Consider the following 12,101-nt stretch of genomic DNA (forward strand, 5'->3'; position numbering starts at 1 on the left):
CGTGTGGGTATGTTTTCGTGGTTCTCTCGTGAATTAGTTTTTTTGATCTTTTGTGGTCAAGTTTTTAAGAGCACACGGTGGATGCCTTGGCATTAGGAGCCGAAGAAGGACGTAGGAATCTGCGATAAGCCTGGGGGAGTCGATAACCGGACTGTGATCCCAGGGTGTCCGAATGGGGAAACCCCGCCAGGGGCGCGAGCTGCCTGGTGACCCGCATCTGAACACATAGGGTGCGTGGGGGGAACGCGGGGAAGTGAAACATCTCAGTACCCGCAGGAAGAGAAAACAACAGTGATTCCGTCAGTAGTGGCGAGCGAACGCGGATCAGGCTAAACCGTTCCATGTGTGATAGCCGGCGGGCGTTGCATGGTCGGGGTTGTGGGACTTTCCGTTCTGTCTCTGCCGGGACAGTGAGGTGAGTAGTACAGGCATAGGTGAACGGTCTTGAAAGGCCGGCCAGAGAGGGTGTGAGCCCCGTAACCGAAATGTTGTGTACCGCCTGGAGAGTATCCCAAGTAGCACGGGGCCCGAGAAATCCCGTGTGAATCTGTCAGGACCACCTGATAAGCCTAAATACTCCCTAATGACCGATAGCGGACCAGTACCGTGAGGGAAAGGTGAAAAGTACCCCGGGAGGGGAGTGAAACAGTACCTGAAACCGTGTGCTTACAATCCGTCGGAGCCAGTCTGATTCTGGTGACGGCGTGCCTTTTGAAGAATGAGCCTGCGAGTTAGTGTTACGTCGCGAGGTTAACCCGTGTGGGGAAGCCGTAGCGAAAGCGAGTCTGAACAGGGCGTTGCAGTGGCGTGATCTAGACCCGAAGCGAAGTGATCTACCCATGGCCAGGTTGAAGCGACGGTAAGACGTCGTGGAGGACCGAACCCACTTCAGTTGAAAATGGAGGGGATGAGCTGTGGGTAGGGTGAAAGGCCAATCAAACTTCGTGATAGCTGGTTCTCCCCGAAATGCATTTAGGTGCAGCGTTGCGTGTTTCTTACCGGAGGTAGAGCTACTGGATGGCTAATGGGCCCTACAAGGTTACTGACGTCAGCCAAACTCCGAATGCCGGTAAGTGAGAGCGCAGCAGTGAGACTGTGGGGGATAAGCTTCATAGTCGAGAGGGAAACAGCCCAGACCACCAACTAAGGCCCCTAAGCGTGTGCTAAGTGGGAAAGGATGTGGAGTTGCGAAGACAACCAGGAGGTTGGCTTAGAAGCAGCCATCCTTAAAAGAGTGCGTAATAGCTCACTGGTCAAGTGATTCCGCGCCGACAATGTAGCGGGGCTCAAGTACACCGCCGAAGTTGTGGATTTCAGATATTAGCTAAGCCGGAGACTTGTTCTTCTGGTTCAGGCGTCTGGAGTGGTAGGGGAGCGTCGTGTGGGCAGTGAAGTCGCGGTGTAAACCAGCGGTGGAGCCTACACGAGTGAGAATGCAGGCATGAGTAGCGAAAGACGGGTGAGAAACCCGTCCGCCGAATGATCAAGGGTTCCAGGGTCAAGCTAATCTGCCCTGGGTAAGTCGGGACCTAAGGCGAGGCCGACAGGCGTAGTCGATGGACAACGGGTTGATATTCCCGTACCGGCGAAAAACCGTCCATGCTGAACAGGGGATACTAACTGCCCGAGACCTGCCTGACCGTCCTTCGGGATGGAAGGGTTTTGGTGGAGCGCGGGACCTGATCCTGGGAGGTAAGCGTATTAACAGGTGTGACGCAGGAAGGTAGCTGAGCCGGGCGATGGTAGTCCCGGTCCAAGGATGTAGGGCGAACGGTAGGCAAATCCGCTGTTCATGATGCCTGAGACCCGATGGGACTCCCGTAAGGGGGGATTCAGTGATCCTATGCTGCCTAGAAAAGCATCGACGCGAGGTTTTAGCCGCCCGTACCCCAAACCGACACAGGTGATCAGGTAGAGAATACTAAGGCGATCGAGAGAATTATGGTTAAGGAACTCGGCAAAATGCCCCCGTAACTTCGGGAGAAGGGGGCCCCCATCGTGAACCACACTTGCTGTGGGGAGCGTGCAGGGGCCGCAGAGACCAGGGGGAAGCGACTGTTTACTAAAAACACAGGTCCGTGCGAAGTCGCAAGACGATGTATACGGACTGACTCCTGCCCGGTGCTGGAAGGTTAAGAGGACCGGTTAGCCGCAAGGCGAAGCTGAGAATTCAAGCCCCAGTAAACGGCGGTGGTAACTATAACCATCCTAAGGTAGCGAAATTCCTTGTCGGGTAAGTTCCGACCTGCACGAATGGAGTAACGACTTCCCCGCTGTCTCAACCATAAACTCGGCGAAATTGCAGTACGAGTAAAGATGCTCGTTACGCGCAGCAGGACGGAAAGACCCCGAGACCTTTACTATAGTTTGGTATTGGTGTTCGGAGTGGCTTGTGTAGGATAGGTGGGAGACGTTGAAGCCCGGACGCCAGTTCGGGTGGAGTCATCGTTGAAATACCACTCTGGTCACTTTGGACATCTAACTTCGGCCCGTAATCCGGGTCAGGGACAGTGCCTGATGGGTAGTTTAACTGGGGCGGTTGCCTCCTAAAAAGTAACGGAGGCGCCCAAAGGTTCCCTCAGCCTGGTTGGCAATCAGGTGTCGAGTGTAAGTGCACAAGGGAGCTTGACTGTGAGAGAGACATCTCAAGCAGGGACGAAAGTCGGGACTAGTGATCCGGCGGTACATTGTGGAATGGCCGTCGCTCAACGGATAAAAGGTACCTCGGGGATAACAGGCTGATCTTGCCCAAGAGTCCATATCGACGGCATGGTTTGGCACCTCGATGTCGGCTCGTCGCATCCTGGGGCTGGAGTAGGTCCCAAGGGTTGGGCTGTTCGCCCATTAAAGCGGTACGCGAGCTGGGTTTAGAACGTCGTGAGACAGTTCGGTCCCTATCCGCTGCGCGCGCAGGAAATTTGAGAAGGGCTGTCCTTAGTACGAGAGGACCGGGACGGACGAACCTCTGGTGTGTCAGTTGTACTGCCAAGTGCACCGCTGATTAGCTACGTTCGGATGGGATAACCGCTGAAAGCATCTAAGCGGGAAGCCCGCTTCGAGATGAGATTTCCATACACCTTGTGTGTGAGAGGCCCCCAGCCAGACCACTGGGTTGATAGGCCGGATGTGGAAGCGAGGACTAACGACTCGTGAAGCTGACCGGTACTAATAGGCCGATAACTTACACCACACACCATTGGTGAACGGATTCAAAAGACGTTCACATCAACAACGGTACAAAGAAACAAGACTGCTTGCGTCCACTATGTGGTTCCCAAACAACAAACCCGTACCCACGGCAGCGTTGTTCCAGGGAACAAAAACACCACACAACTACATAACACCACCACACCCGGCCCAGGCCCGGAACGGTGGAACCACAGAAGTTGTAACCACAGACTTCCCACCCCGCACCCCTCACAGGGAAACGGGGACGGGACAAAGGGTTACGGCGGTCACAGCGTGGGGGAAACGCCCGGTCCCATTCCGAACCCGGAAGCTAAGACCCACAGCGCCGATGGTACTGCACCCGGGAGGGTGTGGGAGAGTAGGACACCGCCGGACAACCATTAAGGCCAGGCCCCGACACACGTCGGGGCCTGACCCCTTTAACAACCACCCACACACCAACACCCCGCAAACCCGCCACAGTGACATAAACGCAAACCACTCAGCCGGCGGTGGACGGCCTGGTGGGAATGGTAGGGGATCGCTCTATGGGACTGCCCCGGAATTCGTTGACTCTCGGGGTTTAGTGTTGCTAGGCGGCTTTGAGGCCGGTATTGATTGTCTCAAACTCGACCGGGGTTAGCCGCCCCAGGCGCCGCTGACGGCGTTTCCGGTGGTACGTTTTCTCGATCCAAGTCACGATGGCCAGGCGCAGATCCGCCCTCGTGGACCATCGCTGGCGATCCAGGACATTCTTCTGCAGGAGTGAGAAGAATGACTCCATGGCGGCATTGTCGGCGCACGCCCCGACCCGCCCCATCGATCCTTTCAACCCGTTGCTCTTCAACGTCCGCACGAAGGCATTGGAGCGGAATTGGGAACCGCGGTCACTATGAACCACCGTTCCCTCCGGATCCCGTAGCGCTATCGCGTTGTGGAGGGCCGAGACGGCCAGGGACGCCTTCATCCGGGAATCGATGGAGTAGCCCACGATCCGGTTGGAATAGACGTCCTTGATGGCGCACAGGTAGAGCTTGCCCTCGTCGGTCCGGTGCTCGGTGATGTCCGTGAGCCATAGCCGATCCGGTTCCGCCGCGGTGAATTCCCGACGAACGTGGTCATCATGCACGGGCGGGCCGGCCTTACGGGTCAGACCGCGCTTCTTAGCGAACACGGACCAGATCTGCTGGCTGCTGCACAGCCGCGCCACCCGGTTCTCTCCGGCGCTGAAACCCTGGCCCTCAAGCTCGTCGGCGATGAACCGGTACCCGAACGCCGGATCGTCCCGGTGGACGTCCAGCGCCGCGTTGATCAGGTGGGCATCGGACCAGTCGCGCTCAGTGACGGGCGCGGCTTTCCATGCGTAAAAGGCCTGTTTGGAGAACCCCAGCACCCGGCAGGCCACCGCGACGGGAATACCATCTGCGGCAAGGTCAAGGACCAGCGGGAACTTCATTTTGGGGGCAGCTCCCGGGCGAAGAAGGCCGCGGCCCGCCGGAGGATCTCGTTCTCCTGTTCCAGCAGCCGGATCCGCTTCCTGGCATCCCTGAGCTCTGCCGCTTCCTTCTCCGTCACTCCGGGACGGGCGCCGTCCTCGATGTCGGCCTTCTTGAGCCAGTTATGCAGGGTTGCTTCGGAAATCCCGAAGTCTTTAGCGATCTGCGAGATCGGGGCTTCGTGCTTGCGTGCAACCGAGACCACGTCACGGCGGAACTCGGCGGGGAAAGGCTTGGGCATGTTGAACATCCTTGCTGTAAGGACTGGATCCTCACAAGTCAGGAGTCAAGCAAACCCGGGGCAGTCCCTATTGTTTGGCACCCGCGGTGTGAGGATTGCCACGTGGGCGACCCTGAGGGTGATTGCCGTTGGTCGGGACGGAGGCTCTCGCCTAGAATTGCATGAGATGTACGGACTTCGAAACGCTTGATTTCGGGTTGCGTAGGATATCGAAACACGGATAAAGAGCGGCTGGGTCTACGCCAGTGGTCAGCTCGCAACAGGAGGAATCCATCATGGCTGAGCACAACGGCGGAAATCGCGGCGGAAAAGAAGGCGGCAAGTTCGGCGGCAGCGGCCGCGGTTCCGGCAGCGGTTCGTTCCGTGGCACCAACAATTCCGGCGGAGAGCCCAGAGGATTCCGGTCACAGGAGAACCGCGGCAGCGCAGACGCCCCGCGCCGTGCACCCGGTGCCGGTGAGCGTAAGCCGTATGGTGACCGTGACAACAAGCCCTTCGGTGACCGTCCCCGCCGTGAAGGTGCCGGTGAGCGTAAGCCCTTCGGTGCCGGTGAGCGTAAGCCCTTCGGTGCCGGTGAGCGTAAGCCCTTCGGTGCCGGTGAGCGTAAGCCCTTCGGTGCCGGTGAGCGTAAGCCGTATGGCGACCGCGACAACAAGCCCTTCGGCGACCGCCCCCGCCGCGAAGGCGACGGCGAGCGACGTAGCTTCGGTGCCGGTGAGCGTAAGCCGTATGGCGACCGCGACAACAAGCCCTTCGGCGACCGCCCCCGCCGCGAAGGCGACGGCGAGCGACGTAGCTTCGGTGCCGGTGAGCGTAAGCCGTATGGCGACCGCGACAACAAGCCCTTCGGCGACCGCCCCCGCCGCGAAGGCGACGGCGAGCGACGTAGCTTCGGTGCCGGTGAGCGTAAGCCGTATGGCGACCGCGACAACAAGCCCTTCGGCGACCGCCCCCGCCGCGAAGGCGACGGCGAGCGACGTAGCTTCGGTGCCGGTGAGCGCAAGCCCTTCGGCGACCGCGACAACAAGCCCTTCGGCGACCGCCCCCGCCGCGAAGGCGACGGCGAGCGACGTAGCTTCGGCGGCGGAGACCGCAAGCCCTTCGGCGACCGTCAGGAACGGGCCCCCCGTAGTTTTGAGCGCAATGATTCCGGTCCCCGCCAGTTTGGCCGTGACCGTGCCGAAGACCGTCCAGTCCGCGTGCCCAATGCACGAGACCTGCGCAGTGCCAACCGTCCGGACCGCGAACGTTCCCCTGAGATCGATGAGGACGTTACGGGCAAGGAACTGGACCGCGCCACTCAGCACCAGATTAAGACTCTGGAAGAGAAGAGCGCCGAGTGGGTTGCCCGTCATCTTGTGATGGCCGGCCGCCTGATTGATGAAGAACCGGAACTGGCCTTCCAGCACGCTCTTGCTGCCAGCCGCCGCGGCGGCAGGCTCTCCGCCGTTCGCGAGGCCGTGGGCCTGACCGCCTACGCCGCCGGACACTACGGCGAGGCACTTCGGGAGTTCCGCACTTACCGTCGGATTAGCGGCTCAAACGTGCACCTGCCAGTGATGGCTGATTGCGAACGCGGCCTCGGCCGTCCCGACAGGGCACTCGACGCTGTCCGTTCTGAGGAAGCCAAGGACCTGGACGCACCAGGCAAGGTGGAGCTCGCAATCGTTGCCGCAGGGGCACGCTCTGACCTGGGCCAGCTCGATGCTGCGGTCGCCGAACTGGAAATTTCGCAGCTGGACATCAACCGCGCCTTCTCATACAGCCCCCGCCTTTTCCGCGCCTATGCGGATGCCCTGTCCGCAGCCGGTCGCGGCACCGACGCGGGCAAGTGGCAGCGCCAGGCCGTCGTCGCCGAAAATGCGCTCGGGATCGGTGCCGATGAGGAACCGGACATTGTTGACCTGGGCTGGGACGAGGAAGAAGAAGCCAGGGAAGAAGCCGAACGGCGCCGCCTGCTGGCACAGGCCGCCGCCGACGCAGCGCCTGTAGCTTCGGCCGCCGAGACGGCAGAGCGCAGGGACAATGCAGAAACAGGGCGCTCCTTCAAGGATGACCTCGCGGATTCGACTGGGGTGGACGCGGGCTCTGATGACGTCGAATCGGATTACTTTGAGTCAGACGACGCCGAGTCCGACGCTGATTCTGTGGAATCCGATGAGGATCCCGCCGACCAGGAAGACGCCGGAACAACGAATGAACCAGACTCCGAGCACCATACTTCCGACGCCGCTGACCACAACGACCTCGACGCAGATTCCGGGCTGCCGGCACGTCCGGAAGACCAGTAAGGAATGGCTGACGCTCAGCTGATTTCACTGTTCGACGCTTTGCTGGCAGACCTTGACGGGGTGGTCTATGCGGGAGCGCATGCCATTCCGGGTGCGGTGGAGTCGCTGCAGCGCCTTGCTGGAACCGGTGTGGGCCTTTGCTATGTCACCAACAATGCGTCCCGTACCCCGGCTCAGGTGGCTGCGCATCTTCGCGAGCTCGGCGCACCTGCTGAAGATCATCAGGTGGTCAGTTCATCGCAGGCTGCGGGGGAGTTACTGTCAGGCCTGCTCCCGGCCGGCTCCCATGTGTTGGTTACGGGCAGCCCCGCCCTGGCCCATGAAATCGAGCTTGTTGGGCTGAAGCCCGTTCACAGCGCCCAAGAAGAACCTGTGGCCGTGGTCCAGGGCTTCAGCCCCGACATCAGTTGGAAGGATTTGGCCGAGGCTTCGTATGTTGTTGCCGCCGGTGCGCTCTGGGTGGCCACAAATACGGACATGTCCATTCCTCAGGCGCGCGGCATTGCGCCCGGAAACGGCACACTTGTGGCAGCGGTGGCATCAGCCACGGGCCAGCGGCCGCTGGTCGCCGGCAAGCCGGAAGCCCCGCTTTTCCATGCTGCGGCCAAGCGTCTGGCTGCCGAGCGGCCGCTGGTGGTGGGTGACCGGCTGGACACCGACATCCTGGGTGGAAACAACGCTGGATTCGCCACGGTTGCGGTGCTGACCGGCGTCGACACGAAAGTCTCGATTCTGGCCGCCAGGTCCGCCGAGCGGCCCGATTTTCTCATCAGCGACCTCACCGAGCTGTACGCCCCGTACCCGGAAATCACCTCCGACGGCGGGGAGTTCCGCTGCGGTTCAGCGTCCGCTGAAGTGGACGGCAACACGGTGAGGGTCAGCGGGGCCCCGGAGCACCTTGATTCGTGGCGCGCTGCCTGCGCCGCCTGGTGGTCAGCGAAGCCCGGGACTGCGGAGGCTACGGCCCCGCAGCTTGAGTGGCTGGATCATTAGACTGGTGCCATGACCGAGCTGAACGAACACATGGAACCCGCGGCAGCCCAGCCCGAGATCGGATGGCCCGAAGTCTCCCCATCAGATTCCGGGCCACGCGATGGCAACGAGACGTTCACTGGCGACGTCGGCGCCGTCCTGGACCGGTTGGATGCGGTTCGCCTGCTGCCCGTGGCGGAACACGATGCTGTCTACACGGATCTGCACGATTCCTTGCTTGAAGCACTTAACGAGGACACCTCTGCCTCCAACGGGGACAGTTGACCATGACACGACTTGATCAGACGCTGGTCAGCCGCGGGCTGGCGAGATCCCGTACCCACGCCGCCACCCTGATCGCCGAGGGCAGGGTGAGTTCGGATGGTCTCGTGCTGTCCAAGGCATCGCTCAAGATCCCGGATGACCGTGAACTGGCCGTACAGGACGACGGTGAAGACAGCTACGTCAGCCGGGCCGGCCGGAAACTGGCCGGAGCGCTTGATGTTTTCCCCGGGATCGTCGTCGAAGGCAAACGCTGCCTTGACGCCGGAGCTTCCACCGGCGGATTTACCGAAGTGCTGCTGCGCCGCGGCGCAGCGCATGTGGTGGCAGTCGACGTCGGGCATGGACAGCTGGTGCCGCAGCTGCGCAGCGACCCGCGGGTGGCCGTCCACGAAGGCCTCAACGTCCGTTACATGACTCCGGAGCACATTGGCGGCCCGGCATCCCTCACCGTCGCAGACTTGTCTTTTATCTCGTTGACGCTGGTGGTTTTTCCTCTGGCGGTGTGCACGGAGCCTGGCGGAGACCTGGTGCTGATGGTCAAGCCGCAGTTCGAAATCGGCAAGGACCGCCTGGGCCGCACCGGCGTGGTGACCTCCGAGCGGGAACGGCGGATGGCCGTTAAGAAGGTGGCCAATGCTTCTCTCGACGCCGGACTCGATTTATGTGGGTTGGCGGCCAGCCCGCTGCCCGGACAGGACGGAAACGTCGAATACTTCCTGTGGATAAAGCGTAGGATCACCCAAGACTTGCCTAAGATCGAAGAGCGGGACGCAGCCATCGCTGCGTTGCTTGGAAATATCTGGCCGAACCACTAGAAAGCGGAACCCGATGAGCAGGCGTGTACTGGTCCTTGCCCACACCGGCCGCGAGGAATCACTGAAGGCTGCCTGGGAAGCGTGTGTCCAGCTGCACACCTTCGGGATTGTGCCGGTGATGCAGAAGTCCGAGCTCCACGATATGGAACGGTACTTCGGCCAGCTGGAGCGACAGGTTGAAATCCTTCATGACCACGTCCAGCTGCCGGATGTGGAACTGGTGATGGTGCTCGGCGGGGACGGGACCATTCTGCGCGCGGCGGAACTGGTGCGGGAGGTTGACGTGCCGCTGCTGGGCGTCAACCTCGGCCACGTGGGGTTCCTCGCCGAGAGCGAACGGGCGGACCTGGCCCAGACTGTGGAATGGATCGCCCGCCGTGACTACACGGTGGAAGAGCGTATGACCATCGACGTCCAGGTATGGGTCCGCGGGCAGAAAATCTGGCACACCTGGGCCCTCAATGAGGCCGCGATCGAGAAAGGCAACCGGGAAAGGATGCTCGAGGTGGTGACCGAAGTGGACGAGCGCCCGCTGACCTCGTTCGGCTGCGACGGCGTAGTGCTGGCAACGCCCACCGGTTCCACGGCCTATGCTTTCTCGGCCGGGGGTCCAGTGGTTTGGCCCGAGGTCGAGGCACTGGTTATTGTCCCTATCAGTGCTCACGCACTGTTCGCCAAGCCGCTGGTTGTCTCGCCCCGGTCCCGGCTTGCGGTGGAGGTTCTGAACAGGACCGACGCGCAGGGCGTGCTGTGGTGTGACGGCCGCCGCTCGGTGGATCTGCCGCCCGGTGCGAGGGTGGAGGTCACTAAATCGGCAACGCCGGTGCGGCTGGCACGGACCCATCAGACTCCCTTTTCCGCCAGGCTGGTCCGCAAATTTGAGCTGCCCATCCACGGTTGGCGCGGCCCTGTGCCGCAATCCGAGATCATCCACACCGGTCCAGTGCCTGTGATCCGCACACCGAGGCCCATGGCGTTGCCATCGGTGCACAGACACGCCGATTCCGACGCGGCTTCCGACACAGCTGAAGCCGGCCAGGCTGAAACCGACGGGCAGACAACTGATCCCACGAGGGCAAAGTGAACCATGCTTGAAGAACTGAGAATCCGCGATCTCGGCGTTATTACCGACGCCACCCTGCCGCTGGGCCCGGGCCTGAGCGTAGTCACGGGTGAAACCGGTGCAGGCAAGACCATGGTGGTCACCGCCGTCGGACTCCTGCTGGGCGCCAGATCTGATGCCGGCGCCGTCCGGAGCGGCGCGAAGAGCGCCTCGGCGGAGGCCGTGGTACGGCTCGACGCCGGGCATCCCGCCGTGGAACGCGCCCGGAGCGCCGGCGCTGAAGTGGAAGAGTTCGACGGCGGTGCGGAACTCCTGCTGGCCCGCCGGCTGGGCGCTGACGGGCGCAGCCGCGCTTACCTCGGAGGCCGTGCCGCGCCGGTGGGCGTATTGGCGGAGATCGGCGAAACGCTGGTGGTGGTGCATGGCCAGTCGGATCAGATCAGGCTCAAGAGCGCCGTTGCCCAGCGCGGTGCCCTGGACAAGTTCGCTGGCGACGGGCTGGCCGTTCCGTTGAACGGCTACCGGGAGCTGTACCGGCATTGGAAATCAATCCAGGCTGAACTGGAGACGCTCCGCGGTGCTGCCCGGGACCGGCTGCGCGAGGCGGAGTCGCTCCAGATTGCGCTGGCGGAAATAGCTGAGGTGGACCCGCAGCCGGGCGAGGATGAGACTCTCAAAGCCGAAGCGGTCAAACTGGCTAACGTCGAAGAGCTCCGGATAGCCGCTTCGACGGCCCATGAGGCGATCATCGCGGAGGATTTCGGTGACGTCGGCGACGCCACCTCGCTGGTGGATTCCGCCAAACGCATTCTGGAACACGTTGCCGAACATGACGGGGAGCTGGGAGCTGCTGCCGCTCGTCTCGCAGAGGTGGGGTTCCTGCTGAACGACATAGCAGCCGAGCTAGCCAGCTACCAGGCAGTGCTGGATACAGAGGGCCCGGAAAGACTCGCCGAGATAGAGGACCGGCGCGCCGTGCTGGCCAGGCTGGTGCGAAAGTATGCGCCGAGCATCGATGAGGTGCTGGTTTGGGCCGAACATGCGCGAGTGCGGTTCGATGAGCTTCAGGACGACTCCACGCGGATTGAAACACTCGATGCCGAGGTGGTGCAGGCTGGGGAGGAGCTGCGGATGCAGGCCGCAGCCATCAGCATTATCCGGTCCAAGGCGGCCAAGGAACTGTCCGGACGGGTCAGCGCAGAGTTGAAGGCACTGGCCATGGCGGATGCCACACTCATCATCAACATCGAATCCGGGGACCAGATTGGGCCATACGGCGCGGACGAGATCGCCTTCCTGCTGCAGCCGCATTCCGGCGCGCCCGCCCGGTCACTGGGAAAAGGTGCCTCAGGCGGCGAGCTGTCCCGCGTGATGTTGGCCATAGAAGTGGTGCTGGCAGCCGTGGATCCAGTCCCCACTTTTGTATTTGACGAGGTTGACGCCGGCGTGGGCGGGCGTGCCGCTGTGGAGATCGGCCGGCGTCTGGCCATGCTGGCACGCCATGTCCAGGTCCTGGTGGTCACGCATCTGCCACAGGTGGCGGCCTTCGCCGACCAGCACATCCGGGTTACCAAGACGTCCGTACGCGGCGCAGACGGCGCCACGGCTACCGGGTTCACCACGAGCGATGTGCAGCTGTTGGACGGGCCGGAGCGGGTCAGGGAACTGGCACGGATGCTTGCCGGCCAGGAGGACTCGGAGTCGGCGCAGGCGCACGCCCAGGAACTTCTGGACGATGCCAAACTGCTTCCGCAGCAGGCCTGAGGGGGT

At 61.9% G+C, this 12,101-nt stretch carries 7 protein-coding genes and 2 rRNA genes; 8 read left to right on the forward strand and 1 reads right to left on the reverse strand.

The features are described from left to right. Window positions 1–54: 54 nt before the first annotated feature. Both ACQCST_RS08890 and rrf read left to right on the forward strand, forming a co-directional pair. Window positions 55–3,190: ribosomal RNA gene (locus ACQCST_RS08890) — 23S ribosomal RNA — on the forward strand. A gap of 257 nt (window positions 3,191–3,447) precedes the next feature. Continuing rightward, window positions 3,448–3,564: ribosomal RNA gene (gene rrf / locus ACQCST_RS08895) — 5S ribosomal RNA — on the forward strand. A 196-nt stretch (window positions 3,565–3,760) separates the two neighbouring features. On the opposite strand, the gene ACQCST_RS08900 is transcribed toward rrf, so the two are convergent. Continuing rightward, window positions 3,761–4,905 (reverse strand): IS3 family transposase gene (locus tag ACQCST_RS08900; protein ID WP_426995994.1). Its coding sequence is split into 2 segments (ribosomal slippage): window positions 3,761–4,632 and window positions 4,632–4,905, totalling 1,146 coding nucleotides; the frame shifts between segments, so codons are not numbered across the junction. A gap of 275 nt (window positions 4,906–5,180) precedes the next feature. On the opposite strand from ACQCST_RS08900, the gene ACQCST_RS08905 reads away from it, so the two are divergent. From ACQCST_RS08905 to recN, 6 genes are read left to right on the forward strand one after another with little or no spacing between them, the layout of a single operon-like run. Next, a complete protein-coding gene (locus ACQCST_RS08905; protein WP_426998900.1) occupies window positions 5,181–7,196 on the forward strand; it encodes a hypothetical protein in 2,016 nt (671 codons plus the stop codon). Between the two features lie 3 nt (window positions 7,197–7,199). Further along, a complete protein-coding gene (locus ACQCST_RS08910; RefSeq protein WP_426998901.1) occupies window positions 7,200–8,189 on the forward strand; it encodes an HAD-IIA family hydrolase in 990 nt (329 codons plus the stop codon). A gap of 9 nt (window positions 8,190–8,198) precedes the next feature. Next, window positions 8,199–8,453 carry a hypothetical protein gene (locus ACQCST_RS08915; protein WP_426998902.1) on the forward strand — a complete coding sequence of 85 codons (255 nt, stop codon included), beginning with the start codon at window positions 8,199–8,201 and terminating at the stop codon, window positions 8,451–8,453. Between the two features lie 2 nt (window positions 8,454–8,455). After that, a complete protein-coding gene (locus ACQCST_RS08920) occupies window positions 8,456–9,268 on the forward strand; it encodes a TlyA family RNA methyltransferase (RefSeq protein WP_426998903.1) in 813 nt (270 codons plus the stop codon). Window positions 9,269–9,281: 13 nt separating this feature from the next. Then, entirely contained in the window at window positions 9,282–10,352 is a 1,071-nt protein-coding gene (locus tag ACQCST_RS08925) for an NAD kinase (RefSeq protein WP_426998904.1), read from the forward strand. Between the two features lie 3 nt (window positions 10,353–10,355). Then, window positions 10,356–12,095, forward strand: coding sequence for a DNA repair protein RecN (gene recN / locus ACQCST_RS08930; protein ID WP_426998905.1), 1,740 nt, complete (start codon window positions 10,356–10,358; stop codon window positions 12,093–12,095). The last annotated feature ends 6 nt before the right edge of the window (window positions 12,096–12,101 follow it).

This window comes from Pseudarthrobacter sp. N5, from assembly GCF_050157035.1.
Classification (GTDB): domain Bacteria; phylum Actinomycetota; class Actinomycetes; order Actinomycetales; family Micrococcaceae; genus Arthrobacter.